Origin of the sequence: Chryseobacterium sp. WG23 (assembly GCF_024586575.1) — a bacterium.
Lineage (GTDB): Bacteria > Bacteroidota > Bacteroidia > Flavobacteriales > Weeksellaceae > Chryseobacterium.
In genome coordinates this window covers 260,936-287,877 of sequence record NZ_JALCZE010000008.1, presented here as the reverse complement: position 1 = coordinate 287,877, position 26,942 = coordinate 260,936, and the positions used below count along the sequence as shown (strand labels likewise).

Here is a 26,942-nt window from a genome sequence, read left to right as displayed (position 1 = left end):
TTGTTGTGAAGCTAAGAGTCATCAAATATCAGTTCTAAAAAGATATTGTTTCAGAATTGAATTGCTCTGCTCTTATTTTCAATGGTAAAAACTTTAACCCTAAAACAAATAATTATGAACACAAAAATTTTACTGCCACTTTTGCTTTGGACAGGAGTGATCTTCGGACAAGTTAAGGATTCATTAAATGCGAAATTTATTAATCCTGAGGTTGATCAGACTAAAATAATTGCATCAAACATTTTGAGAGTTGAGGGCGACCTTGTATCTTCCTGGAGGGGAGTAAGAGGTTGTGGCGATGCACCGACACCGCGTAATAAGATCGAAGCTACAGCCAATGCTTGGATTAAAACGAAAATGTTTGAACACAAGAACTTGAAATGGATCAGATACGGATGGAATGTTCCGGTAATTTCAGTCAGACGCTGGCAGGATCCATTTCCGGATAGAAGAAGGCATTGTTCCGGAAATGCCAGATTCAAAATTTTTATGGAATTTGAAAAACAGTAATCCTAAAAACCAAAAACCTTCCCATCGGGAAGGTTTTATATTACTTAATGCTCATTATTACTTATTATAAAGAAGCAGCGTGTACAAGCATATCTACTAACTTGTTAGAATAGCCCATTTCGTTGTCATACCAAGAAACAAGTTTTACGAAGTTTGGAGAAAGCATGATACCAGCGTCTTTATCGAAGATAGAAGTTCTCTTATCTCCTACGAAGTCCTGAGAAACTACTGCATCTTCAGTATATCCTAAGATCCCTTTCAATTCACCTTCAGAAGCTTCTTTGATCGCAGCACAGATCTCATCGTAAGAAGTAGCTTTTTCTAGTCTTACCGTAAGGTCAACTACAGAAACGTCTACAGTAGGTACTCTGAAAGACATACCTGTTAATTTTCCGTTTAATGAAGGAATTACTTTTCCTACTGCTTTAGCAGCACCTGTAGAAGAAGGGATAATGTTGTTTAGAGCAGCTCTACCACCTCTCCAGTCTTTCATTGAAGGACCGTCAACAGTTTTTTGAGTTGCTGTTGTAGCGTGTACAGTAGTCATTAAACCTTCTACGATTCCGAATTTATCGTGGATTACTTTAGCTAAAGGAGCTAAACAGTTTGTAGTACAAGAAGCGTTTGATAAAATTTTGATATCATCAGTAAGTTCCTTGTGGTTTACCCCCATTACGAACATTGGAGTATCATCTTTAGAAGGAGCAGAAAGAATTACTTTTTTTGCACCTGCATTGATGTGAGCCTGAGCAGAATCTTTAGATAAGAAAAGACCTGTAGATTCTACGATATAGTCAGCTCCAATTTCATTCCACTTTAAGTTGTTAGGATCTTTTTCAGCAGTTACTCTGATTTTTTTTCCGTTTACTACAAGATCATTTCCTTCTACAGAAACTTCACCTGGGAAAACACCATGTACAGAGTCATATTTTAACATGTAAGCCATGTATTCTGCATTGATCAGGTCATTGATTCCTACAACTTCAATGTTGTCTCTTTCAGTCATTGCTCTGAAAACAAGACGTCCAATTCTACCAAAACCGTTGATACCTACTTTAATTGTTGACATAATAGTTTGTTTTTATTAGATTATAAAAATAATTAGATTGCTAAAATTTCTGAAATCAACATCAGATCTTTGTTGATTTCGTTATGTTTTTTAATGGCTTCTTCAATAGGAGTATACACTACATCATTGGAGCGCATTCCTGCCATTACATTGTTTTGTCCTTCCATTAATCCTACTACGGCACCATATCCAAGCCTGCTTGCCAATACTCTGTCTGCACAACTTGGAGATCCTCCTCTTTGCATATGTCCTAAAACCGCCACACGAATGTCATAGTCAGGGAATATTTCCTTTGTTTTTTCTGCCAATCCATAAACATTGGCTAGTTTTTCACCTTCTGCTACCACTACAATACTGGATGCTTTTCCTGTTTTTTCAGCTTTTCTGAATTTCGCAAAAAGATCATCCATGCTGTCTTTTTTCTCAGGAATAAGAATATCTAAAGCACCCGTTGCCAATCCACTGTTTAAAGCAATAAAACCTGCATCACGACCCATCACCTCTACAAAGAAAACCCTGTTGTGAGAAGTGGCCGTGTCACGGATTTTGTCAATAGCTTCCATAGCTGTATTCAGGGCTGTATCATACCCGATGGTATTATCAGTTCCGAAGATATCATTGTCAATAGTTCCCGGTATACCTATTACCCGGATTCCAAATTCTTCATTGAAGATTTTAGCCCCTGTAAAGGTTCCGTCTCCACCAATACATACCAATCCGTCTATTCCAAGCTTGACACAGTTGTCATAAGCTTTCTGACGGCCTTCTTTAGTTCTGAACTCTTGGGATCTGGCAGACTTTAGAATGGTTCCACCCTGGTTGATTATATTTTTTACGGAACGGGCTCCCATTTTCAGGAAATCATCGTTGATAAGGCCGTTGTAGCCTTCTCTCACTCCGTAGCATTCGATATTATAATAATTGGCGGTTCTTACTACCGCTCTTAATGCAGCATTCATACCTGGAGAATCTCCTCCTGAAGTAAGAACTGCAATTTTTTTTACAGCACTCTCTTTCATCTAGTAAAAAATTTCGAACACAAATTTACAAAAACAAGTTCAGATTATGGCAGTAACTTTCTAATAGTTTTGAATATAAATTATTAAAAGCTTCTGAAGTTTGTAGGCTTAAAAATATATCGTGCCGTTTTGGTTTCCGGCGAATCAATATTAAGATCATACCAGGGCGAAGTATTTTTGTTAAAAGGATTAGAAAGCAAATGAACGGACTGGGCTGGAGTAAACCCTTCACCGAGCAAAAATAATCTCTTTCCTTCCTTGTTTTTACACACTCCTGCAATAAATACCACATGGCCCGGACTTCCTGGAGTAATCAGGATGTCTCCGGTTTTTAAATCTGAATTTTTAGTGATTGGTTTCGTCTCCTGATGTAAAGAGATCGTTCCTGCATAGTTGAAGATGAGGTCAAGATAACTTCTGAAATTCTGATAAGAATCATCAAATCCTGCTGTTTTTCTGAAACGTACAGAATTGCCATTGACAAAAGCTCTTGTTCCGTTTTTATAATCATTCCAGCTGAGCAAATCTCCACTTGTAAAATGGAATTTGATGGCATCAGGCTTTTTATCAGCATACAAATATTCTGCTCTCAGCCGTATCACGGCATCGGCACATTGTTGCAGGTCTTTATTTCCTGTATCAATATCAAAAACAGCTTCATGAAGATGTTGCGTAGAAATAGGAGTTCCATCATATTTCAGGATCTGGCTTCCATAAGGCTTCAGTTTAAAATTCTCAATAAAATATCCGAAAGAGCCGGATTCTTCATCCTGCCATTCATAATCCTTAGGAGCTGGGAATCTTTCTTTGGTAGTATTTTTATCTTTATTGATCCGGACGGAGCTTTCAGAAAGGAAATCCTGGGTTTCCTGAGAACCAAGTTTTGAAGATGCTTTATCCCGGGTGCAACTTGCCAGGACACTAATAAGAGTTAGTCCTGAAATAATTTTTTTCATATCATATTTTGATCCAGTTACAAATATGATGATTTTTGTAATAGGTGGGGTTTATAAAATATAAAACTCGTGTACTGAAGAATATTTTAGATCTATGGTAATTGGGAGTATCTGCGGGTAAAAAACTATATTTTCTCTTCTTCAGGAACCAACAGTTTTCCCCAGTCATTAAGCTGCCAGAGAATCTTAACCAGTTTTTCACCAAGCTCCGTGAGGGTATATTCCACTCTGGGAGGTAATTCATTGAAAGACTGCTTTATTAAAATACCGTCTTCCACCATTTCATTGAGCTGTTGATTAAGAACCCTCCGGTCCACCTTGGCAATACCACGAAGAAATTCACTGGGTCGTTTTTTGCCCTCATTGATCTGCCATGCGATAGGAATTTTCCATTTTCCGCTGATGCTGTTCACAGCTACCTCCAGTGGACATATTTTATTTTCTTCAGCTCTTCCCTTTGTTTCCATAAAATTGACTTTTTTATCCCTATGGGTGAAAAATATGCGGTATTGCCTGTTTCTAAAGGCTTTTAGACCTTTGTAAAAATAATAAATTAAAAAGTAATGAATAAGTTGGCAAAGCAGATTGAACAGTTGAATCAGGAATTATTTTCGCAGCTTCCGCAAGAAGTTTTTGAAGTGTTTGGGCGGTCTATTGAAGAGATAAAGACAAAAAATATTGAAGAAAACAGTATTCAGGTTGGAGAGCATATGCCTGAATTTTCTCTTTTTAATGCCTATGGTAAACAAATTTCTTCCCGGGAAATCCTTAAAAAGGGTAAAATGGTGCTAGCTTTTTATAGAGGAAGTTGGTGCCCATACTGTAATTTGGAACTGAAATTTTTGCAGGATCAGCTTTCTTTATTAAAAGATAAAAATACTACTTTAGTTGCTGTTTCTCCACAAAGTACTGATCATTCGCTGGCTATGGCTGAAAAAAATAAATTTGAGTTTGAAGTGCTGACGGATGTGGATAATAATCTCGCTCAAAAGCTGGGGATTATGTTTCAGCTTCAGGATTTTGTACTTCTTTATTATCAGAATTTAGGAATAGAGCTTTCTGAGTTTAATAAAAATGATGAAAATAGTTTACCCGTTCCTGCTGTTTTTGTGGTGAATGAAAATAGAATGGTGATCTATAAGTTTTTAGATGTAAATTACATGAACAGAGTGGATATAGAAGAATTAATAAAAGCATTATGACAGAAAAAAGGAAAGGAGCACGTTCCATCAAAGACATTCCGGAAGGTATTCTGGAGCAGCTGAACAGGGGAGAACTTGAAACAGCTAATCTTACAGAATGGCTGGCCGTAGATCAAAAATTACTGCTGGAAAATCTTCTTCAGCAAAATGGGCGGACAGAATATCTGAAACCTATTGTAGAAAATGTGAATCAGCTGAAAAAAAAGACCGTTAATACAATCAATGAAACGATTGGAATGGGATTGCTGCATCTTACTGATCAAAATCAAGATCAAGCATTTTTACTGATGCTTTCCAGACATCAGGCAGATTTGGTGCGCTGCTGGGCTGCTTATACCGTGGGAAGAAATACAGCTGCAGACCTTAAACAGAAACTGGAAAATATACAGCCTTTTGCTTCTGATTGTCATTTCGGAGTAAGGGAAATCTGTTGGATGACGGTACGTCCGGATATTTCAAAGAATCTTACAGAAAGCCTGTCAATTTTATCAGGCTGGACCTCACATAAAGATGAAAATATCAGACGTTTTGCCAGTGAATCAACGAGACCCAGAGGAGTCTGGTGCGAGCATATTCCGGAATTAAAGCAAAATCCGGGATTAGGATTGGTCATCTTAGAGCCATTACGGTCAGATTCTTCAAAATATGTACAGGATAGTGTAGGAAACTGGCTGAATGATGCCAGTAAATCACAACCGGAATTCGTTACGGAAATCTGTGATGAATGGTTGCGTGAAAGTCCTACGAAAGAAACGCAGTATATCGTCAAAAAAGCCCTGCGAACTATTCATAAATAAAGTTATCCACAAAATGGAATGATGAATTCAGATTGTAGAGATATGTTACAGATTTATAAATAGTTAAAAAATGTATTGTTAATGATGCATTCCGGGTATTATTTCATATTTATATTTTTTTATTGAATCTAAAAGTTATCCACAAAGCTGCAATGTTGATTTTGTTTTATTGTAAATAATTGACGTTTAATATATTGTATGAAAGCCCTGCCACATGAGCCTGAGGATATTTGTGACAGGAAAAAGTTATCCACAATATGAAGTTTTGAATGTTTCCAACAAATAAGTAGAATTATTTTCGGGCGATCTATATTAAGCAAGGCAAATAGAAGTTATCCACAAAATGGAAGTAGGATTAACATTGTGCCGGATATCAAAGCTTAAAAGAGGGCTTTAAAAAAGGCTTAGGTGTTTTTTTAGCCAATAAAAAGTTATCCACAAAGTAAGATACTAAATTATTTTATTGTATAGTATTGGTATTTAACATTTTGTATGATAAATTGAGATTAATTATATTGGTAAATAAAAGTTATCCACAATCTGAGGTCTGAGCAATAATTTCTTCTGCATATTACAAGCCGGTGCATAATCATTTTCAAATTATTTCATTCTCAAATTTTCAAATTGTCTCTTTACCACTTCTCCGTCAAATACTTCCAATATCTTTTCGGCACATGCTGAATATGGAGTTTTAGGTTTTTTCTTTCCACAATATTGGTTTTTATGAAATACCGCTGCCAAAGCGTTTGATAGTTATTTTCCTCATCATGAAATTTCTGTTGATACTGATTGAAATCCGGTTTCTCTTCAGGATAAAAGAAATCACAATTTTCAAGATCATAAAAGACTCCGTAGTTTCTTCTGAGATCATAGATCATCCATTTCTGATCCTGATAACGGTCTTTAAAATGTTTTCTGATCAACGGAAGAACATTAAAGTCCGGATCTATTTTGGCGAAAAAAATACCATCTTTCATTTTTTCAAAGCGTACAAAAGCGGTCATTCTATGTCGTTCCCGGTCAACAGACTTACAGATTTTTGAAATTTTTAAAATATCAGGATCTGCAAAATTTTCCAGAATATTTTCTCCCGGATGTTGTATAAATTGTTTAACAGCAGATAAGATCAATATCTCACTTTCAGGATCATCAGATAAAAAAACTTTCAGCAACTGATGAATTCCCTGTTTCCCGATATTTTGTTCTAATTTCTTTAAAACCCTGTCTGATTTCTCTGTCTGCGTAATGACTTCATGAATTTCAGCAAAAATATTTTCCTGAAAAAACTTTTCCCTGCCCGTTATTTGAACATCTTTATAACGGTATTCGAAAACTTCAAATATTGCAGTAAAAAGACCGTCAAAACTTCCGTCATAGATAAGGGTTGTCATAGTTTAATTTGAAAATTTGAGAATTTGAAAATATAACAATTGTTGTTTTTGTCATTCTATTGTATTTTCAGAACGATAAGGAGCTTTTTTATTTTCTATAACAGATTAATTTCAATTCATTTTCGGTCATATTTAAAATAAACTCAATTGTTGTGAAAATTGATTGTGAAATTTAGATGAGCTTCCTCCTACCAGGAGTTTTCTGAAATTTTTATCCGTTAAATATTTCAAATAAGCATTCCCTGTATTAAAATCAATAAAATATTTTGCCCTATTGACTGCTGCTCCCAATTGTTTCAGATGATCCATACTTAAAATCTGAAAACGCCTTGCACTCACAATCTTCTGTGCAGATTTTACACCAATACCGGGAATTCTTAAAATCATCTGATAATCGGCAGTCTGAATATTAACAGGAAACTGATCTAAGTGTCGTAATGCCCAGCTTAATTTCGGATCCATTTCCAGATCAAGAAAAGGAATAGCAGGATCTAAGATTTCCTCTGCTTTAAAACCGTAAAATCTCATCAGCCAATCGGACTGATAGAGTCTGTTTTCCCGTAACATCGGAACCTCTGTTGCCAGTGAAGGTAATCTTTTATCTTCCAAAACCGGAACGTAACCCGAGTAATATACCCTTTTCAGATTGAAATTTTTATAAAAATGATCGGCAACCTTGATGATTTGCAGGTCGTTTTCATTGGTAGCCCCTACAATCATTTGAGTAGACTGCCCTGCTGGAGCAAACTTGGGAACTTTCTTTAAGATTTTCTTTTCATCCTCATACTGGCTGATCCCTTTCTGGATATACCGCATCGGGCTGATCATATCCTGTCTGTTTTTCTCAGGAGCTAATAATTTTAATCCGCTTTCCGTAGGGATTTCTAGATTAACAGACAGCCGGTCTGCATATAAAGCCGCCTCCTGCATCAGCTCATCACTGGCTCCCGGAATAGATTTTAAATGGATGTAACCATTAAAGTTTTCTTCCAGGCGTAATTTTTTGGCTACTCTTACAAGGCGTTCCATCGTTGTATCTGCATTTTTGAAAATTCCGGAACTCAGAAATAATCCTTCAATATAATTTCTGCGGTAAAAATTAATGGTGAGGTCTACCACTTCTTCCACTGTGAAGGCGGCCCTTTTGATATCATTAGAACTCCTGGAAACACAGTAGGCACAATCATAAATACAGTGATTGGTCAATAAAACCTTAAGTAAAGAAACACATCTTCCGTCTTCTGTATAGGTATGGCAAATCCCACTTACAGAGCTGTCTCCTAAAGCGCCTTTTTTATTCTTTCTTGTGCCTCCGCTGGATGAGCAGGAAACATCATATTTTGCTGCGTCAGCCAGGATTTCAAGTTTTTCTTTAAGGCGGTCAAAATTCATTTTTTTATAAGATTGGTATAATTTGTATCAGATTGATGTTTAAATAATGCTCAAATTTAGTTCCAAAATTGATAAATGTCAATCTTTTTTCATAGAAGTTATCAACAAAAAAAAGCCTCAAAATCATTATATTTACGGCTCATTAAAGTTTATATCATGAATCATAAACCTATCGAAGGTTTTTCCAAGCTACCTAAGCAAGGGAAAATCGACTGGCTCGTAAACGAATATCTTGAAGGAAATCAGGACTACCAACATATATTAAAACAATATTGGAATGATGATGCAGATCTTCAGAAACTTCATGAGGAATTTTCTGAAAATACGATTTCCAATTTTTATATGCCCTACGGAATTGCTCCGAACTTTTTAATTGACGGCAAACTATTGGCACTTCCAATGGCTGTTGAAGAAAGTTCAGTAGTAGCTGCCGCTTCGAAAGCTGCTAAATTCTGGATTGACAAGGGAGGTTTTAAAACAACCATTATCAACACTGAAAAACTGGGCCACACCCATTTTATATTTAATATTGAGCCTCATAAATTATTACATTTCTTTAATTTTAATTTGAAGAAGAAATTATTTGAAGCTACTGAAGACATTACTGCCAATATGAGAAAACGTGGCGGTGGAGTTCTAAACATCAGCCTTATTGACAAAACAGCAGAAATGCCCAATTACTATCAGCTTAAAGCCAGTTTTGATACGGTAGATTCAATGGGAGCGAACTTTATCAACTCATGTCTTGAGCAGTTTGGAAAAACTTTGAGACAGGAGGTGGCAACCAGTGATGACTTTAATCAGGAAGAAAAAAATTCATTGCAGATTGTTATGAATATCCTTTCCAACTTTACTCCTGACTGTGTGGTAAGAGCTGAGGTTTCCTGTAAAATGGAAGATTTGAAAGACGATAGCGGAATTTCTCCTGAAGAATTTGCAGCTAAGTTTAAACAGGCCGTTACCATTGCTGAAATTGAACCTTACCGTGCCACTACTCACAACAAAGGGGTCATGAATGGGGTAGATGCTGTAGTGATTGCAACCGGAAATGATTTCAGAGCAACAGAAGCCTGTGCTCACGCTTATGCGGCAAGAGACGGACAATACCGATCCCTGACTCACTGTACAACAGATAACGGAGTTTTCAGATTCTGGATCGATCTTCCGATTTCTGTAGGAGTAGTAGGAGGGCTAACCAATCTTCATCCTTTGGTGAAATTCTCTTTAGCCTTACTTGGAAAACCTTCTGCACAAGAATTAATGAGTATTTTGGCCGTTTCAGGTCTGGCTCAGAATTTTGGTGCATTGCGTTCTCTGGTAACAACAGGTATTCAGAAAGGGCATATGAAAATGCACTTATTGAATATCTTAAACCAATTGGGAGCTACAGAAGAAGAAAAACATCATTTTGTTACTTATTTTAAAGATAAAACGGTAAGCCACCATGAGGTTATCAATGAGTTTAACAGAATGAGAGAAAACTAATGTTACAGATCATCTTACCCATTGTATTTCTCATCTTCGGAATCTTTTTGAAGAGAACGAATATGGAAGGCTTTAAAAGTTCCAAAAGATTTTCCAATATGTTTATTATACTGGGAATTTCTACATTGGTTGCTAAGTTTATTTTAATATACCTAAAATCAAAATAGTGAAAAAAAGTATCTTATTCTTTCTGTTGATTTCCGGCTTAAGTTTTTCACAGCAAAAAAATCTGAAAATTAATTTTTTACAGCCGAAATCTGAAAACTGTTATTTTCCTGTGGTTTCTTATCCCGATAATCCAACTGTAGAAAATAAGATCAATACTTTTTTACAGGTTGATCAGCTGGAATATGTTCCCGGATCAGGAGGAAATCCTTTTAAGCTTGTTTCCGGCGGAAAGACTTCTTACTCAAACTATGTTCATTTTTATAGTTGGGAAAAAAGGGACACGCCAAAGAATATTTTGTGTCTTGCCATAGATGGAGAAGCTTCCGGAGCCTATCCGGAAAATTTTATGATCTGGAAGAATTTTGATCTGAGAACCGGAAATTTGATCAACATTCAGGATCTTTTCCAGCCAAATGCTGTTAAAACAGTGGAAAGCATTATTCAGAAAAGAATAAGAAAAAATATTAATGACTTTCTCACACAGTTAAAATCAGAGAAAAACCCTTCACAAGAAGTGTTGGATCAGATTGGTATTTACGAAGGTTGCTATACGGATTATACTTTACCTGGAATCAAGTTTTTTTTCACTGAAGAAAAGCTTAAGTTTATCGCCGGAAGATGTGCGAACCACGCGATGAGAGCACTGGATGAACTGGACGATCATGTTATTGAGTTTCCTTATAAAGAACTTGAGAACTATTGGAGTCCTTATGCCAGAAATTTACTCAGCGGATCTGAAAAAGTGGATAAAACCAGTTTCAGTAATAAGCTGTACAAGGGAAAGATAGACGGAAAATATCCGGTTACAGTTCTTATTAAAGACTTTTATGCTGCCAAAGATGCGAACGAAGAAAGTTCCTTTTCAGCGGTATATTGGTATGATAAAAGTAAAAAACTGATTGAGTGGAATGGGAAAATGAAAGGAAATCATATCTCAATTACCGAAAGTGAATATTACAGCCAGGAAACAAATCAATGGATTCTGAAAGCCTCTGTAGAAGCAGACATGAACGGAAAAAAAATTGTAGGAACCTGGCAGGATTATAATACAAAAAAATATTTAACTCTAGAATTAGAAGAATTATAAAATGAAAACAATTACTTTAGTTTTTGGTGCGGTCTACGGAATGATATCTGTGATTCTGGGCGCATTCGGTGCGCATGCCTTAAAGAAAATATTAGCTGTGGAAAGACTGGAAAGTTTCGAAACAGGAGTGAGGTATCAGATGTATGCAGCTTTTTTCCTGCTGATCATTGGATACATTTTAAAATTTGAAACTTCTACTGAAAAATGGACCTCTATTTTAATGATTGCAGGAACACTTTTGTTCTCTGTAAGTATCTATTTCCTGAGTATGCAGGATTATTTAGGGGTTAACCTTAAATTCTTAGGACCTATCACACCGCTTGGAGGTCTGATGATGATCTTAAGCTGGGGAATGCTTATTCTTTATTTTGCTAAAAATAGAATCTAAGAATGAAAATCAATAGAAGAAGACGGCTTATAAGGACATTCAACCTTTTGGATCAGCCGATAAGGTTTAATCCGTTTGTTTTTAGCCGTACTTTTTTCATGTGGGCTTTTACGGGGCTTGTAGGAGGTATTATTGCCGGCGGATATTGGATCGTGCTGGAGCATTTTACAGAGTTTTTAGCTCGTTTTCAGGGATGGATGGTGATTCCTACGATGGCAATTTGTGGTCTTTTGGCAGGGTTGGTCATTCACTTTATTGGTGATCCCGGAGAAATTCATCTGATCGTTAATAACATCAGGTTTAATAAAGGAAAACTGGAACCGAAGAATAATCCTTCGATGATCCTTTCATCACTTTTCTGTGTAGCTTCGGGAGGAAGTTTAGGACCGGAAGCACCCCTGGTGCAGGTAACGGGCTCCACAGGAACATGGTTGGGGAAAATTTTCAGACTGAAAGGTGAAGAATTACGTTCTTTAAGTATTGCAGGGATGGCTTCAGGTTTTACAGCTTTATTTGGAGCACCTCTGGGAGGAAGTCTTTTTTCCCTTGAAATCTTGCATCATAAACATGCTGTGGAATATTATAAAGCGATTATCCCTGCATTGGTAGCCAGCTGCTTCAGTTACCTTATGTTTGCTTTAATTATCCATCTGGGAATTGGGGCAACATGGGATTTGAAGGCTTATCATTATGCGGGAGTATATGATTTTGCCTATGCTACGGCATTTGGAATGGTAGGAACTTTATTTGGCTGGATTTTTATTTTTGTGGTCAAATTTTTCAAGAAAATTTTTGAATACAGAAACTTTCCAATCTATATTAAAACATTGGTAGGTGGAATTATCTTAGGAATTATTGCCTATAATTTTCCTATCACAAGATATTTTGGACATAACGAAATCAATCAGCTGATCGGCGGGAATTTCGGACTGAACTTCCTGATTCTGGTTCTGGTATTTAAAATCCTGGCTATAGCCATTACCGTAACTTCCGGATGGAGAGGTGGTTTTATCATTCCATTGTTTTTTGTAGGAACAACATTAGGATTAATTATTCATAATTTGTTTCCGGCTGTTGATACTACTTTAGCTATCGTAAGCTGTATGGCTGCCATCAATGCCTGTGTGACGAGAACACCCATGAGCACCACCATTATTTTGGGAACACTCACAGGGTTTACTTATTTCGTACCCATATTGTTCGCCAGTCTTACAGGATATTTCCTGGCTCCAAGAATTCCGTTTATCGGGTCACAGTCTGAAAAATTAACGGAAGAATAGAGGAATTTATAGTAACATGTCAAAAATCAAGGTAAGTAATCTTTAATTTTTGAATGAAGAATCTTGAACTTCCATGTCTTTTTAGTAAATTTGTCAACCTTTAAATTTTTAAATAAAATAATAAAAATAATATGAATCTTCACGAGTATCAATCAAAAGAGATTTTATCAAAGTATGGAGTAGCTATCCAACGTGGTTTCGTTGCAAACAACGTAGATGAAGCTGTAGCAGCTGCTGAAAAATTGACTGCTGAAACCGGAGCTCAGGCTTGGGTTGTAAAAGCACAGATTCACGCAGGTGGTCGTGGTAAAGGGGGTGGTGTTAAGTTTTCTCCAAACATGGATAAGCTTAAAGAAAACGCTCAGAATATCATCGGAATGCAGTTGGTAACTCCACAAACTTCTGCTGAAGGTAAAAAAGTACACTCTGTTTTGGTTGCAGAAGATGTTTATTATCCTGGAGAATCTGAAACTAAAGAATTTTATGTTTCTATTCTTTTAGATAGAGCTGAAGGTAAAAATACAATTGTATATTCTACTGAAGGAGGAATGGATATTGAGCACGTTGCAGAAGTAACTCCTCATTTGATCCACAACGAACTTATTGATCCTGCGTTGGGTCTTCAAGGTTTCCAGGCTAGAAAGATTGCTTTCAACTTAGGTCTTGAAGGAAATGCTTTTAAAGAATTTGTGAAATTTATTTCATCTCTTTACAATGCTTACACAGGAATTGATGCTTCTCTTTTCGAAATTAACCCTGTATTAAAAACTTCTGATAACAAAATTATCGCTGTTGATGCTAAAGTAACTTTAGATGGTAACTCATTATTCCGTCACAAAGATCTTGAAGCGTTGAGAGATACAAGAGAAGAAGATCCTATCGATGTAGAAGCTGGTGAAGCCGGTCTTAACTTCGTAAAATTAGATGGTAACGTTGCTTGTATGGTAAACGGAGCTGGTCTTGCAATGGCAACTATGGATATCATCAAATTATCTGGTGGTAACCCTGCTAACTTCCTTGACGTAGGTGGTACTGCTGATGCTCAGAGAGTACAGACTGCTTTTGGAATTATCTTAAGAGATCCAAACGTAAAAGCAATTTTGATCAATATCTTCGGAGGTATCGTAAGATGTGATAGAGTAGCTCAGGGGGTTGTAGATGCTTACAAAGCTATGGGAAGCCTTCCTGTTCCATTGATCGTAAGATTACAGGGAACTAACGCTGTAGAAGCTAAAAAATTAATTGATGAGTCTGGTCTTCCGGTACACTCTGCAATTACTTTAGAAGAAGCTGCAAACAAAGTAAAAGAAGTTTTAGCGTAATCTGAAATTTTTATATAAAATAGAAAACCGTTTCATTTTTGGAACGGTTTTTTTCTATTAAAGCGGCAAAAAATATTAAATTGTAAGCTGTTTTTTAGGGCGTAAAGAACCTGGTACTTTAATAAGTGGTTGTCTAAATTTCTATGGAATGAAGATTTAATTCAATTGGATTATTATCAGATATTTTACTTTCTTTTATTTCAGCATCTAAATCTTTTAGAAAGTTTCGCTTTTCTTCATTGCTTTTAAAATAATATCGCCCTTAACCTTAAAAAGGGCTTTGGTATGATATAAGTAAAACGATAAAGCCCTGAATTAACAAGGCTATTTTGAATACATACTAGAACTTCTATTGTTTTGTAAGTACAATGTCTTTAGGGAAATTAAGATTTATTGGCATATCATTTTGATATTGTTGGTTAGAATTTTCGCAACCTTTTGAAATATGCATAGGCATTAATTTGTAATGCAATTTTATTTGTTCTTTTTGGTTTCCTATAAAATTAATATCTACATTTCCTCTTGAATTACACATGTTTTTAGGTTGGAAAAGTAAATACTTTTGCACAAAATTATTGTACTGTCCAAAAATGCCATAAAATTCAGGACTATTCTGATTAAAATTAGATATATGATCTATTTCGACAGTTCCATTGGCTGCTATTACTTTTCGTTCGCCCATAATTTGGTCAGATTCATAATATGTTCCATCATTTGCAACAGATCTATCTTTAACTTTTTTTAATTGAAGATATAACGTTTTTCCATCCCAAGTTCCTTTCCAAATTCCTATATAAGGATCAAGTTCTCCATCCAAATCTTTATAATATGCTCCATTAGGAATATTAATCTTTGGAGTATTGAGTGGAAATATTTGCTGAGCATTAATTTTATTAATGCAAGATAAAAGAAGTATAAGGATTATTTTTTTCATTTTATTTATTATTTATTATGGACAATCTACTTTATCCAAATTATTGCCGTTGGTTTTTAATTCTTTACTTTTTCCCTCATCACTGAGATCAAAAAGCTTAGCGTCAGTAATATTCATGTTTCTTTTCATAAATTCTAAAAAGCCTTTTTGGAGATTTTCTGTTGAAATATTTGAGTCTCCTATTTTCTTAATATATTCTAAATTTAAAGCATCAATCTGCGTATCTGTATATAAACTTAAATTATCCGCATTAATTCCATCCCCTCTGAGTTGATAAGTTCCACTACTTGTAACCACGGTCAAAAATACATTATCTAAAGGTATATTATTGGCTTTAGCATTAAGAAGAAGCTGAATGAAGTTATTAATATCTCCCGGAGAAAATATAGGAATTAGCCCATCGTAATGAGAGTGCATCACTCCAAAAGTATTATTGAATATTTTAAAATCAAGTTGGCTGGTTCCGGGTGAGTTGCTTAGCTCTTGATATTGCGTTTCTGTTTGCCCAGAGCCAGGAACTGGACTCCCGACTCTAAAGCCACTTTCGGAAGAAGCTCCTGTTTTAGATTTAAGATAATCGGTTTTTGCCTTATAATTAGGATCGTTCTTCTGTTGTTTTATTTTCTTACATGGCTCTTCATTTTTTGGAGGATTATCGGGGTTTTGTGGATTAGTGGGGCCACCCACTCCTCCCGGAATTGGAGTGCCAGGATTAGTCGTCGGATCAATACCTCCACCTGTTCCTCCTCCTCCAGGAACAGTAATAACAATTTCATCTATTTCTCCATGACAGGGTTTACAGCGACCAGGCAAAATACCTCCGTGATCTCTATAAGCTATTTCTTCAATAAATTTACCATCCACAAGCTGTATTTTGTATCTCATAGAACCTTCTAAAGCAATATAAGAAGCCGTTCCTGTCATTTTTTCCATAATTTGATGAGCAGAAAGGCTGTAATCTGATGAATTAAATCCTCTTTCAGATTCAAATTTCCAGAGGTGTCCGGAAACTTTATTATTATCAATTCTAAATGTTAACTCTTCAATGATTTTGCTTCCTTGGTTTTTTATGGGAACAGTAATGAGGATAATATTTTTTCCATCATCATACTTTCTCGCTTTTTCCCATTCAACTTGCTTTCCTACTACCATATCCTTACCTCTCATATATTCACTTTTAATGTAAGAAACAGGATCAGACTGAACATTTACAATCTCTGTTTCTAAACTTTCATGCATGCAGGATTGAATAGAAGTAAACAATAGAATGTTTACAGCCAAAACAGCTATAAAATATTTTTTCTTCATAAACAATTTGTTTTTTTTTAATGGCTGCAAAACTATTATATTTTTTTTGAAATTTAAAATTAATTCTATTGAAAGTGAAATAAAAAGTGTCGAAAAATGGAACTTAATTTTGCTATAAATAAATTTTTTTAGAAATTAAGTGGTTTTAATAATATTTTCAGACCGTATATAAATCTTTATTGCCTTAGCATTTATCCAGTCTATCCAATATTCCAAAAAAAAGACTACTTCAATTGTTGAAGCAGTCTTTTACATTTTTTAAAGAATATTTTTATTTATCCTGATTCTCAGTTACATTAGTTTCTCCATTGGTAATACTGATACTTGTAGGAGTGACCAGCTGGATTTTATCCACATCAAAACGTTCTTTAATACCTAAATAAGCTTTACTTTTTACCTGGGCTAGATTGGCACCTATTTTTATCCAGAATTTTACCTGAAGATTAAATGAACCCTGCTTCAAATCTGTGAAAATTACCTCAGCAGTATCCAGTTTGTCCACATTATCAAGGCTCTTAATAACATCCAGAATGCTTTTCTGTGCCTTACTGATATCTTCATCAGCAGGAATCTCAAAATTCAGGATAATTCTGCGCTGCGGAGATGCTGTAATATTATAGAATGGTGCATTAAAAACGATCTGATTGGGAATGTATGCTTTTTTCCCATCATCAGTAAGGATCTTTGTAGTTAAAAAACCAATTTCCTGTACTGTTCCGGAGTGGGTACCAATGGTAATATAATCTCCCACCTTAAAGGCCTTATCAATTCCAATAAGCATTCCTGAAAAAATACTTGAAACAAGATCTTTCAAAGCGACCCCTGCGATAACCCCTGCCACTCCCAAACTTCCGATAAACTTCCAAAGGAAGCCACTGAAGCCCATAATCTCAAGCGAAATAAAGGTTCCAAGCATCATAATCAGAAATCTGAATATTCCAATCAAAGTAACTAAAGAACTCTCTTTTTTGCTTTTGGGGAAGAACCGATGGAATAATTTTACGGCAATTACACTTAAATACTTACTTGTTATCAGGAAAAAAGTAAATACTAAAATCCCGACAATAAGTTTGGGAGTAAGTTCGGCAAACGTTATATACCAGTTTTCCAGTACTTTATATACCAATTCTATATAGCTGAGCCCTGTTTTCTGCATGAATTTTTTTAATAAAGATATAAATTTTCAAGAAAAATTTTGTTAGTTCCAAAAAGTCTACTAAATTTGTAGACTAACAAACGCGAATAATATGTCAATCAGATTAGGAGATACAGCGCCAAACTTTCAGGCAGTTTCATCTTTAGGAGATATCAACTTCTATGATTATCTTGGAGATTCATGGGGAATTTTATTTTCACATCCGGCAGACTATACTCCGGTTTGCACTACAGAGCTAGGCTACACATCCAGGCTGCAGGCCGAATTTGCTGAAAGAGGAACAAAGGTGATCGCCCTGAGTGTGGATGAAGTAGAAGATCATCAAAACTGGATTAAAGACATTAATGAAATCCAGGATACTCATGTTCAGTTTCCTATTATTGCTGATAAAGACAGAAAGGTGTCGGAGCTGTATGATTTTATTCATCCGAATGCCTCTGCTACAGCTACAGTCCGCTCTCTACTGATCATTGATCCTGCAAAAAAAGTGAGGCTCATTATTACCTATCCCGCATCAACGGGCAGAAATTTTAATGAAATACTGAGAGTGTTGGATTCTTTACAGCTTACAGATAGCCATCAAGTCGCTACACCTGTTAACTGGGAGTATGGTGATGACGTTATTATACCACCTGCAATATCTACAGAAGAAGCCAGGGAAAAATTCCCCAAAGGAGTTACAGTAATAAAACCTTATCTGAGATATACGCCCCAACCCAATATATGATTTATTTGATTTTTTATAGTTTAGTTTTATTTGTACGAAAAGCGCCCTGAAATTATTTCAGGGCGCTTTCAATTTTATGTGTATTTCAGTGATTACTTAACGTCGTTGATGATTTGTTTTCCTTTAGATGTTGGAAGATAAATCTGGAATCCTAGACCAAAAGTAATTTTGTTGGTATAACCTCCACTTCCGAATCCTGCGTTAGCGTCATATTTCACCAATCCTTCTAAACCGATGTTTGGTGTAATGAAATATGAATAACCAGGACCAAATCCGAAGTTAAGTCCGTTAGAAGAAGAACCTCCTTTAGAGATTGATGTTCCTCCTACACCTAAATTACCTTCTAAGAACCATCTTCCGTGGTGTAAAAGATTACTTACTCCCTGCTCTCCCGGATTAAGGTAGTAACGTCCTAATGCTCCTACGTTATACGTGAAAGTAGTGGGTGCATCTTTAGCTCCTTTGAAACCTAAATCTACATAACCCCCAATAGCAATATTGTCTTCAATAAAGTAAGCTCCTTTCGGCTGAATATTGAAATCATAACCACCTCCTTTATTTAAACCGAAGTTGGCGCCTGCAAGGTTACCACCTACCATCCAATTACCTTTTTGAATCTGAGCGTTTGCAGTTGCTGTTAAGCCTGCTACGGCTAATATCCCTGTTAAAATAAGTTTTTTCATAATTTATTATTTTAATAATTAAATGTTTATTATTCACGAATTATAGAAAAAACAATAAATGTGCCAGACTCCTAATTTTAGATAATTTTTCAAAATTATTGTTAACGATATCAATAAGATAGAATTAATTTTTTTAACATAATTAATGAATATTTCGCAATTATATTACGTAAAAAGAATGGCACTAAATTGAATATAATTAATTTTAAAAAAAATATCTATTCTCTTTTTACTAGTTATTTGTTGAGATCATAATAACAAGTATTCAGATTTTAACTTTCTTCTTTAGATGAACAGAAGTATCACGGATATAATTAATCCTGCAATCGTAAATTTTATTCCTCGTTTGAAAGCTTTAGTTTTAGGATTAAACATCCAGAAGCTTGAGATAACAAAGAAGAAAAGAGCAACTCCGAAAAATACGTTTAAAGGGGAGATTGCATCTTTGGATTGGGATTTATGAAGTTTTACCATTTTATCCAGTACAAACGGAAGTTCTTTTTTTGCATATTGAGCTTTACCTGTTGTGCTGTCATAAGTTCCCTGCTTAAAATGAAGAATATTTCCTTCTGTTTTTTCAACTTCCAGACCTTTAATTTTCAATTCTTTTCCAAGTTCCTTCTCTGAAAGATGGGCAGGTACGGTTTTGTCATATTTTTTTTCATTCTTCAAAAAGTCTGTATCCCTATATACAAGCAGAATTCCGCTTACTGCATACACAGCCATAATTCCCGCAAGAAAATATCCAAGGTAACGGTGTGTAACCCTCATGAAACTTCTTGTGTCTTTAATCTTATCCATATTATATAGTTTGTTTTTTAAATTTCAAAAGTGGAAACTGCAAAAATGCAATTTCCACTTGAGTTGAGAAATAAATGTTTACTTATTTCTAAAGTTTGTACGTCAATGTAAAATAATAATTTCTCGGCGTAATTGGGTTTACAGAATAATTCTCGTGAACGTTGTAGTTTACAACATCAAACAAGTTACCCACTTTCCCTTGGATAGAGAACTTATTCCACTCGTAGCCTACAGATAAAGAAACAGTTGTGTAGTCTTTTAAATCAAACATTCTACTCACGTTGTTTCTACTTGCGTTTGTAGATTTTGAATCATTCCATCCAGCGATTCTGTCTCCGATGTAATAAATTCCAGCTCCAATTTTTAAGCCTTTTACATAGTTTGTAAATTTATAGAAAACGGAAGCGTTCGCTGTTGTAGCAGGTGTTCTTACCAGTCTTTGATTTTCAACATATCCCTTTTCAGGAGTATCAATGTAAACGGAATTGTTATAAGAAAAACCTCCGATTATAGATAAGTTTTCTGTAGGATTTCCTGTAATGTCTAATTCTACCCCACGGCTTCTCATATTTCCTGAAAATTCCTTCAGATTAGTATCTGTGGAATTTACTGGTGCTCCGTTGGAACCAGAAGCGAACCAATATGTTTGATAATAATTATTGTACATAATCTGGTAAGCCGTTAAGTTAACTGCTAAAGCATTGTTCCAGAAATTCTTTTTGATACCAATTTCGTATTGGTCAACTGTTGAAGGTTTTATGCTTTGTTTTGATAAAGTAGTTAACTGATTTTGAACATCAGTAACAGGTTGGTTGGTATTTACACTACCAAATTGATCTGAAGTATATCCTGCATTTGAAGCAAACGAATTCGTATAAGTTGCAAACACCGAAAGATTTTCATTCGGTGCATAAACCAAACCTATTTTTGGAGAAAATGCATTGTCAGACGTTGAAGAATTTGCTACTTCAATTTTATCATTTAATGTAAAACGGGTTGTCAGTGTAGGCATATTTTCTATATAAGACCATCTTAGCCCTGCAATTACTTTTAGTTGCTTTGTTAAGCTGATAAAATCTTGTGCATAGATCCCAATTCTTCTTGTATTGATTCTATTTCTTGTATTGAGAGTAGAATTGGGCATATCAATACTTCCCCATGTTGAAGGATCATCTAAATACAGAAGATTTTTAGGAGCTGTAATATTATAAGCATAAGCATCCGCCTGGCTATAATCAGCATCTGAACCAATTAAAACTTTATGGTTGATTTTTCCTGTATTGAATTCACCGTTAATGTTTACTTGTGCAGAAGTATAATTTTGTTCGTTGTAAGTTCTGCCAAAAGGTCTTTTCCAAGATAATCTATTAGGATCTACAGTTGCATCTTTAGTGTCATATATCCACTGTACTCTTTCAGAAGAAAAATAATCTTTAGTATAGTTCTGGTAAGAAGCAGTAGCGTTCAAAGACCATCTTTCGTTAAACTGATGATTAAAGGTTACGTTCGTAGAAGCTTGTTGTACATCTTGATATTGCCAGTCAGTTCCGAAGAAGGTGTTTCTGGAAACTGCATCATTCAATCTATAGCTTTGGTTTTTTTCAGTAATAGATCCAATCCCGAAATCCGGAGTAAAATTATTTTTAAGATAATCTGCCTCAACAATTAATTGAGATTTATCACTTAAATTAAATAAGAACGAAGGATTGAAGTAATATTTCTCTGATTCTACAATATCTCTGAAACTTTCAGCATGCTCATAGGCACCATTTATTCTGAATGCAATATTTTTGGATAAAGGTCCATAGATATCAACTGTTGGTTTATATGAATTCCAGCTTCCACCATTCAGCCCTACACTTCCACCAAAATTGAATTTAGGTTTTTTGGTAATCATATTGATAACACCACCAGCAGCTGTATTACCAAAAAGCATTGCATTAGCTCCTTTTAAAACTTCTACTCTTTCCAGACCACTTACTTCGGGGAAAACGCCACTATTTATTCTTGAACCATTCTTAAAAATATTGTCATTTCCTAAAATGAAACCACGCCCACCAAAGCTGTCCTGAGAATTACCTCTCGAGGAAGTCACATACATTCCATTTACATTTTGAAGAACATCACTCAGCTGTTTTGCCTGCTGTTGCTCAATGATCTCATGAGTTACAATGGCAATGGCCTGCGGATTTTCCATTACCGTCAGGTTAGATTTTGTGGATAATGATCTTGCCTGGTTAGGATTTCCCGTTTTGTGAAGATTAATGTCTTCAATAGTCTGGGTTCTGATAGTATCTGCTTCAGCATTTTTCAGCTGTGCACTCAAAGATACAGCAGTAAACAAAAGCCCTAAAGAAAGTAATTGTTTTTTCATTTTATTTTTATGTAGAACAGTTTTAAATAAGCCGCAAAAGTAAGTATTTGTTTAGAATAGATAAAAATTAATATATGATTTTTATCATATAATTAAATCACTTATCTGTGTTTTATTGTTATTATTCCTGTGGATAGACAATAAGGAGCTTTTTATGAATATATTTGTTATAAAAATAAAATTATGCAATTGGTAAAAGCAGGGCTATGTGCCTTTGGAATGAGTGGAAAAGTGTTTCACGCTCCTTTTTTAAAGGAACATCCTGGATTTTTTATTTCTGCTGTAGTAGAAAGGAGCAAAGAAGAATCCAAAGAAAAATATCCTGAAGCTACTATTTATCGGTCGGTAGAAGAGATGCTTCAAAGTGCAGATATAGGATTGGTGGTAATCAATACCCCGGTTCAGACGCATTATGAGTATGCAAAAATGGCATTGGAAGCAGGTAAAAATATTATTGTTGAAAAACCATTTACCGTCAATGTTGAAGAAGCTGAAGAACTGGTGAAACTGGCTGAAGAAAAAGGTCTTTTTCTAAGTGTATACCAGAACAGAAGATTTGACCGTGATTTTTTGCAGGTACAGAAAATTTTAAAAGATGGAAAGCTGGGGAACGTTAAAGAAGCTGAAATTCGTTTCGACAGATTCCGGACAACACCCAGTGGGAAGCAGCATAAAGAAAATCCTGATCAGATAGGTTCAGGCTCTCTTCATGATCTTGGGGCTCACCTCGTAGACCAGGCTGTGCAGTATTTCGGATATCCTGAAAAGCTTTTTGCTGATGTCTTCTCTATGAAAGGTCCGGATTTTGCGAATGATTATTTTGAGATTCTTTTATTTTACAAAAATGATCTAAGAGTTAGATTAAAATCTTCAGTTTTCAGTAAAGAAGCTCATAATGCCTATAGTATACATGGGGATAAGGGCAGTTTCTTACAGGAAAGAACCGATAATCAGGAAAATGAATTGGTAGCTGGTGCTATTCCGGTGTATGGAAAGGAATGGGTGAAACCATTAAAACAGCCGGACGGAATTTTAAATTTCCTGAATGAAAATTCTGAAACCGAAAGAATTTTAACTTCAAGCGAAGCAGGAAATTATATGAATTACTACCAGGAGATCTATGAACATATTGTATTTGGATATGCTTTACCTTCTCCGGGAAGAGAAGTTATTCAGAATATGAAAATTATAGATGCCTCTCTAAAAAGTACAAAAGAAGAAAAAGTAATCTATTTATAAAAAATGAGTTATGAATTATGAGCTATGATTTGCTTCAGCTCATAACTCATAATTCATAACTCATAACTCATAACTCATAACTCATAATTCAGAACTTATAACTTATCTTTCATTTATTTATAAAGCTTCCTGAAGTTCCAGCCATTTCATTTCGTGGTTTTCCAGTTTTTCAGAAATGGCTTCCAATTCTGCAGAAAGTTTGACCACTTTTTCATAATCTGTCTCATTATTAAGCTGATCTAATATTTTTGCACGCTGTTCTTCCAGCTCTGGCATTTCTTTTTCAATAGTTTCCAATTCCCTTTGTTCCTTAAAGGTGAGCTTTCTTTTTTTAGCATTGGAAGATGGTGTGGTTTCCGGCAGAGGAGTATTTTCTTTCACAGGTTCTGCCTTTACAGCTGTATTTTTTTCTAAAGCATCCTCACGGCTTTTTGCTTCACGGTATTCTGAAAAATTCCCTACAAAATCTTTTATTTTTCCATCTCCTTCGAAAGCCAACACATGATCTATAATCCTGTCCATAAAATACCTGTCGTGGGAAACGATAATTAGAGATCCCTGGAACTGTTGCAGGAAGTTTTCCAGAACGGTTAACGTAGGAAGGTCAAGATCATTCGTTGGTTCATCAAAAATCAAAAAGTTAGGATTTTGATAAAGAATATACATCAGGTGAAGTCTTCTTTTTTCACCTCCTGAAAGTTTTGAAATAGGAGAGTACTGAGCCTGATCATCAAATAAGAATAATCTTAAAAACTGAGATGCCGAAAGACTCCTTCCGTTGGCTAAAGGATAGAACTCTGCAATTTCTTTAATGAAATCAATAACACGCTCATCTTCTTTATAGGTAAGACCTTTCTGGGCAAAATAACCGAAAGAAATAGTTTCTCCCGTTTCAATTTCTCCTTTGTCGGCCTTTTCATAGCCCTGGATAATATTTAGTAAGGTAGATTTACCCGCTCCGTTTTTTCCAATGATTCCAATTTTTTCACCACGCTGAAACTGATAGCTGAAATTTTTTAATAAAACTTTATCTCCAAAACTTTTATCAATATTTTTCAGTTCCAGAACTTTATTTCCGAGGCGTTTCATTTCGAAATCAAGTTCCAGCCCTTGTTTTCTGGTATCGGTTTTAGCTACCTTTTCCGTTTCATAGAATGAATCAATTCTGCTTTTTGACTTCGTTGTTCTTGCTTTAGGCTGTCTTCGCATCCATTCAAGCTCTTTTCGATACAGGTTGTTGGCTTTATCAATGGTTGCACTGAGATTCTCTTCGCGGATCATCTTGTTTTCAAGATAAGTAGCGTAGGAACCGTTATGAAGATAAAGATTCTGATCCTCTATTTCCCAGATAATATCACATACGCTGTCCAGGAAATACCTGTCGTGGGTTACAAGCAGTAAAGTTATTTTAGCTTTATTCAGATAATTTTCAAGCCATTCTACCATGTCTACATCCAGATGGTTGGTAGGCTCATCCATGATCAGTAATGTATGTCTGTGCTCGGCTCTGGTTTCTGTTAATAGCTTTGCCAGTGCAACACGTTTTATCTGCCCTCCGGAAAGAGTACTCATTTTCGCATCCAAATCAGTGATCTTAAGCTGGGAAAGAATTTGTTTCATTTCATTTTCAAGATCCCATGCTTTATGAGCTTCCATATCAGCCAAAGCTTTTTCAATGAATTCATTATCGGTTGAATGAAGGGACTTATGATAATTTTTCAACGCAAGGATAGGAGCTGAATCCAGAGTCATCATAAATTCCTCAATATTTAAATTAGGATCATAATGAATCTCCTGGTCAAAAAGAACAACCTGGATATCCTTACTGATGATTGCAGTACCGCTGTCTGCAATTTCTTTACCCATTAATATTTTCAGAAGGGTAGATTTTCCACTGCCGTTTTTGGCAACAATAGCAATTTTGTCTCCTTCATTGATATGAAAAGAAATGTTTTCGAACAAAACTTTGATACCATAAGATTTGGTAAGATTTTCGGCAGAAACGTAATTCATTGGAAATTAATGGTTTGATTTTGATTTTGAATTGAACCGCAAAAATACGAAAATGTAACCATAAAACTTTCCGGAACTTCTTTTATAAAAATGAATATTTATAATTTTTTAATAGACTGTGTTCATTACCTGAAAAAACTATTCAGTAATTTTGAGAAGAATAATTTTAATAACACAAAATCTGATTTGAAATAATGAAAAAAGTAATTGTCGACATGGATGGGGTAATGGCAGATGTATATCATCAGCTGATACAATTTGAAAAAAGAGACTCAGGAACGGAAATAGAGATCAGTGATTTGACGGGTAAACCTGAAATAGACGCATTCCCCAACGGAAAGAAACACGTTAATGAAGTAGGTTTTTTCAGAACCTTGCCTGTTATGGAGGGCAGTCGTGAAGCCATGGAATATTTAAACAGCAAATATGAACTGTATATTGTTTCAGCCGGAATGGAATTTCCTAACAGTTTAAGAGAGAAATACGACTGGCTCGCAGAGCATTTTCCATTTATTACCTGGGAACAGATTGTTCTTTGTGGAAGTAAAAGAGTCGTTTCGGGAGATGTAATGATTGATGATTATCCCAAGAACCTTGATCATTTCCATGGAGAAAGGTTAATCTTTACACAGCCTCACAATGAGCTGGTTGAAAATGAAAGTTATAAAAGAGTAGGATCCTGGAACGAGATTATGAATATGCTGTAAAGTGGCAAACAACTTAATCTATAGTCAACCTTTTTAAAGACCAGGAATTTCCACGATAAACATTAAGATCCACTTTGGTATTGATACCGTGAACAATGCCGTTTTCGGTAAACTGCCAAAAGTCCCACCGGTCATCAGGTGAAGGGGACGGAACATCATTGTAGTTGGCTAACCAAAGTGGATAACCGTCAAACTCACCTTTTAAAAAGTCTTTATAATAATGGTAGTAGGTATAGATGATAGGTTTTTCACCATAGGTATCTTCAATTATCTTGCACCATATTTTAAGATCTTCTATCAGCTTTTTGTTTGTTTTACGTTTTGGAATTTTTTCAATATCTAAAATAGGAGGGAGGTCTCCACTTTCTAACTTTACATTAGCCAGAAAATTATTTGCCTGGATAATGGGATCTTCGTCAGCTCTGTAAAAATGGTAAGCACCACGGATAAGGTTGTGTTTTTGAGCTTTTCCCCAAAATTCCTCAAAATGCTTATCGGCATTTCGGTTGCCCATAGTTGCCCGCATAATGACAAATTCTAATGGGATGATTTTATTTCCAATACTGAGGCTGTCCCATTTAATATCTTCTCTGTTTTGATAATGGGAAATATCAAAGCCATAAGTTTTATCAAGGTTATCCGTAAGGATTTTTTGAATCCTTAATGCCTCTCTCTCGCTGTTATGAAGTTTTTTGTGACTAAATTTATTAAAGTACAGAGCATAATAATAACTGACAGATTGTTTCAGATAAAAACCGGTTCCTATCAATGCAATAAGTAATAGTACCAATATTACCTTCCTGCGGAAAAAATAGTTCTTCCGTCTATTGATATGGAGCTGTTTGGCAGTTTTTTTGGTGTACTTTTTTGGTGTCATAAAGTTTTGCAAAACTAACTTTTTTCACTACTAAATGCTAAATAAAATCAGTAAATT

25 protein-coding genes are annotated in these 26,942 nt (G+C 35.3%); 11 read left to right on the top strand and 14 right to left on the bottom strand.

What is annotated here, in order from left to right; genetic code table 11:
• Nucleotides 1-114: 114 nt before the first annotated feature.
• Nucleotides 115-510, top strand: a complete 396-nt coding sequence (locus tag MP477_RS14365; protein ID WP_257190945.1) for a hypothetical protein — start codon at nucleotides 115-117, stop codon at nucleotides 508-510.
• Nucleotides 511-574: 64 nt separating this feature from the next.
• Here MP477_RS14365 and gap read toward each other — a convergent pair whose 3' ends face one another.
• The 4 genes from gap to MP477_RS14345 all read right to left on the bottom strand — a co-directional run bounded on the left by gap (nucleotide 575) and on the right by MP477_RS14345 (nucleotide 4,021).
• Nucleotides 575-1,579 (bottom strand): type I glyceraldehyde-3-phosphate dehydrogenase, encoded by a 1,005-nt coding sequence (gene gap / locus MP477_RS14360; protein ID WP_076354623.1) that lies wholly within the window; start codon nucleotides 1,577-1,579, stop codon nucleotides 575-577.
• Nucleotides 1,580-1,611: 32 nt separating this feature from the next.
• The gene (gene pfkA, locus MP477_RS14355; protein ID WP_230038086.1) at nucleotides 1,612-2,598 is read right to left on the bottom strand and encodes a 6-phosphofructokinase; all 987 of its coding nucleotides are present in this window, start codon (nucleotides 2,596-2,598) and stop codon (nucleotides 1,612-1,614) included.
• 83 nt (nucleotides 2,599-2,681) lie between these two features.
• Nucleotides 2,682-3,554, bottom strand: a complete 873-nt coding sequence (locus MP477_RS14350) for a DUF4846 domain-containing protein (protein WP_257190944.1) — start codon at nucleotides 3,552-3,554, stop codon at nucleotides 2,682-2,684.
• 125 nt (nucleotides 3,555-3,679) lie between these two features.
• A complete protein-coding gene (locus MP477_RS14345) occupies nucleotides 3,680-4,021 on the bottom strand; it encodes a helix-turn-helix domain-containing protein (protein WP_257190943.1) in 342 nt (113 codons plus the stop codon).
• Nucleotides 4,022-4,117: 96 nt separating this feature from the next.
• Here MP477_RS14345 and MP477_RS14340 point away from each other — a divergent pair, with 96 nt between their 5' ends.
• Together MP477_RS14340 and MP477_RS14335 are read left to right on the top strand one after the other, a co-directional pair.
• Nucleotides 4,118-4,756 (top strand): peroxiredoxin-like family protein, encoded by a 639-nt coding sequence (locus MP477_RS14340; RefSeq protein ID WP_257190942.1) that lies wholly within the window; start codon nucleotides 4,118-4,120, stop codon nucleotides 4,754-4,756.
• The gene (locus tag MP477_RS14335; RefSeq protein WP_257190941.1) at nucleotides 4,753-5,553 is read left to right on the top strand and encodes a DNA alkylation repair protein; all 801 of its coding nucleotides are present in this window, start codon (nucleotides 4,753-4,755) and stop codon (nucleotides 5,551-5,553) included. Before MP477_RS14340 ends, MP477_RS14335 begins: the two co-directional genes overlap by 4 nt.
• Before the next feature lie 632 nt (nucleotides 5,554-6,185).
• Here MP477_RS14335 and MP477_RS14330 read toward each other — a convergent pair.
• Nucleotides 6,186-6,944: a TIGR03915 family putative DNA repair protein gene (locus tag MP477_RS14330; RefSeq protein ID WP_257190940.1), complete on the bottom strand. Its 759-nt coding sequence runs from the start codon at nucleotides 6,942-6,944 to the stop codon at nucleotides 6,186-6,188.
• A 132-nt stretch (nucleotides 6,945-7,076) separates the two neighbouring features.
• The gene (locus tag MP477_RS14325) at nucleotides 7,077-8,336 is read right to left on the bottom strand and encodes a putative DNA modification/repair radical SAM protein (protein WP_257190939.1); all 1,260 of its coding nucleotides are present in this window, start codon (nucleotides 8,334-8,336) and stop codon (nucleotides 7,077-7,079) included.
• A 156-nt stretch (nucleotides 8,337-8,492) separates the two neighbouring features.
• On the opposite strand from MP477_RS14325, the gene MP477_RS14320 reads away from it, so the two are divergent.
• The 5 genes from MP477_RS14320 to sucC all read left to right on the top strand — a co-directional run bounded on the left by MP477_RS14320 (nucleotide 8,493) and on the right by sucC (nucleotide 14,066).
• Nucleotides 8,493-9,821, top strand: coding sequence for a hydroxymethylglutaryl-CoA reductase, degradative (locus MP477_RS14320; RefSeq protein WP_257190938.1), 1,329 nt, complete (start codon nucleotides 8,493-8,495; stop codon nucleotides 9,819-9,821).
• A 166-nt stretch (nucleotides 9,822-9,987) separates the two neighbouring features.
• Entirely contained in the window at nucleotides 9,988-11,076 is a 1,089-nt protein-coding gene (locus tag MP477_RS14315) for a hypothetical protein (protein ID WP_257190937.1), read from the top strand.
• Between the two features lies 1 nt (nucleotide 11,077).
• Entirely contained in the window at nucleotides 11,078-11,464 is a 387-nt protein-coding gene (locus tag MP477_RS14310) for a DUF423 domain-containing protein (RefSeq protein ID WP_230038068.1), read from the top strand.
• A gap of 2 nt (nucleotides 11,465-11,466) precedes the next feature.
• Nucleotides 11,467-12,744 carry a chloride channel protein gene (locus MP477_RS14305; RefSeq protein WP_257190936.1) on the top strand — a complete coding sequence of 426 codons (1,278 nt, stop codon included), beginning with the start codon at nucleotides 11,467-11,469 and terminating at the stop codon, nucleotides 12,742-12,744.
• 131 nt (nucleotides 12,745-12,875) lie between these two features.
• Nucleotides 12,876-14,066 carry an ADP-forming succinate--CoA ligase subunit beta gene (gene sucC / locus MP477_RS14300; RefSeq protein ID WP_047490155.1) on the top strand — a complete coding sequence of 397 codons (1,191 nt, stop codon included), beginning with the start codon at nucleotides 12,876-12,878 and terminating at the stop codon, nucleotides 14,064-14,066.
• Between the two features lie 349 nt (nucleotides 14,067-14,415).
• On the opposite strand, the gene MP477_RS14295 is transcribed toward sucC, so the two are convergent.
• The 3 genes from MP477_RS14295 to MP477_RS14285 all read right to left on the bottom strand — a co-directional run bounded on the left by MP477_RS14295 (nucleotide 14,416) and on the right by MP477_RS14285 (nucleotide 17,464).
• On the bottom strand, nucleotides 14,416-15,000 hold the full coding sequence (locus tag MP477_RS14295; RefSeq protein ID WP_257190935.1) for a DUF6705 family protein: 585 nt from the start codon (nucleotides 14,998-15,000) through the stop codon (nucleotides 14,416-14,418).
• A gap of 15 nt (nucleotides 15,001-15,015) precedes the next feature.
• A complete protein-coding gene (locus MP477_RS14290; protein WP_257190934.1) occupies nucleotides 15,016-16,308 on the bottom strand; it encodes a hypothetical protein in 1,293 nt (430 codons plus the stop codon).
• A gap of 271 nt (nucleotides 16,309-16,579) precedes the next feature.
• Complete coding sequence (locus MP477_RS14285) at nucleotides 16,580-17,464, bottom strand: mechanosensitive ion channel family protein (protein ID WP_257190933.1); 885 nt, start codon at nucleotides 17,462-17,464, stop codon at nucleotides 16,580-16,582.
• Between the two features lie 91 nt (nucleotides 17,465-17,555).
• On the opposite strand from MP477_RS14285, the gene MP477_RS14280 reads away from it, so the two are divergent.
• Complete coding sequence (locus MP477_RS14280) at nucleotides 17,556-18,191, top strand: peroxiredoxin (protein ID WP_257190932.1); 636 nt, start codon at nucleotides 17,556-17,558, stop codon at nucleotides 18,189-18,191.
• Between the two features lie 92 nt (nucleotides 18,192-18,283).
• On the opposite strand, the gene MP477_RS14275 is transcribed toward MP477_RS14280, so the two are convergent.
• The 3 genes from MP477_RS14275 to MP477_RS14265 all read right to left on the bottom strand — a co-directional run bounded on the left by MP477_RS14275 (nucleotide 18,284) and on the right by MP477_RS14265 (nucleotide 22,049).
• A complete protein-coding gene (locus MP477_RS14275) occupies nucleotides 18,284-18,874 on the bottom strand; it encodes a porin family protein (RefSeq protein ID WP_230038056.1) in 591 nt (196 codons plus the stop codon).
• Between the two features lie 285 nt (nucleotides 18,875-19,159).
• Complete coding sequence (locus MP477_RS14270; protein WP_230038054.1) at nucleotides 19,160-19,675, bottom strand: hypothetical protein; 516 nt, start codon at nucleotides 19,673-19,675, stop codon at nucleotides 19,160-19,162.
• An 88-nt stretch (nucleotides 19,676-19,763) separates the two neighbouring features.
• Nucleotides 19,764-22,049 carry a TonB-dependent siderophore receptor gene (locus tag MP477_RS14265; RefSeq protein ID WP_257190931.1) on the bottom strand — a complete coding sequence of 762 codons (2,286 nt, stop codon included), beginning with the start codon at nucleotides 22,047-22,049 and terminating at the stop codon, nucleotides 19,764-19,766.
• 183 nt (nucleotides 22,050-22,232) lie between these two features.
• Between MP477_RS14265 and MP477_RS14260 the strand changes: the two genes are divergently transcribed.
• Nucleotides 22,233-23,288: a Gfo/Idh/MocA family oxidoreductase gene (locus tag MP477_RS14260; RefSeq protein ID WP_257190930.1), complete on the top strand. Its 1,056-nt coding sequence runs from the start codon at nucleotides 22,233-22,235 to the stop codon at nucleotides 23,286-23,288.
• 117 nt (nucleotides 23,289-23,405) lie between these two features.
• Here the strand turns inward: MP477_RS14260 and MP477_RS14255 are convergent, their stop codons facing one another.
• Nucleotides 23,406-25,301, bottom strand: a complete 1,896-nt coding sequence (locus MP477_RS14255; protein WP_257190929.1) for an ABC-F family ATP-binding cassette domain-containing protein — start codon at nucleotides 25,299-25,301, stop codon at nucleotides 23,406-23,408.
• A 194-nt stretch (nucleotides 25,302-25,495) separates the two neighbouring features.
• On the opposite strand from MP477_RS14255, the gene MP477_RS14250 reads away from it, so the two are divergent.
• On the top strand, nucleotides 25,496-26,008 hold the full coding sequence (locus tag MP477_RS14250; protein ID WP_257190928.1) for a 5'(3')-deoxyribonucleotidase: 513 nt from the start codon (nucleotides 25,496-25,498) through the stop codon (nucleotides 26,006-26,008).
• A gap of 13 nt (nucleotides 26,009-26,021) precedes the next feature.
• On the opposite strand, the gene MP477_RS14245 is transcribed toward MP477_RS14250, so the two are convergent.
• The gene (locus MP477_RS14245) at nucleotides 26,022-26,885 is read right to left on the bottom strand and encodes a glycoside hydrolase family 25 protein (protein ID WP_257190927.1); all 864 of its coding nucleotides are present in this window, start codon (nucleotides 26,883-26,885) and stop codon (nucleotides 26,022-26,024) included.
• Nucleotides 26,886-26,942 lie beyond the last annotated feature (57 nt).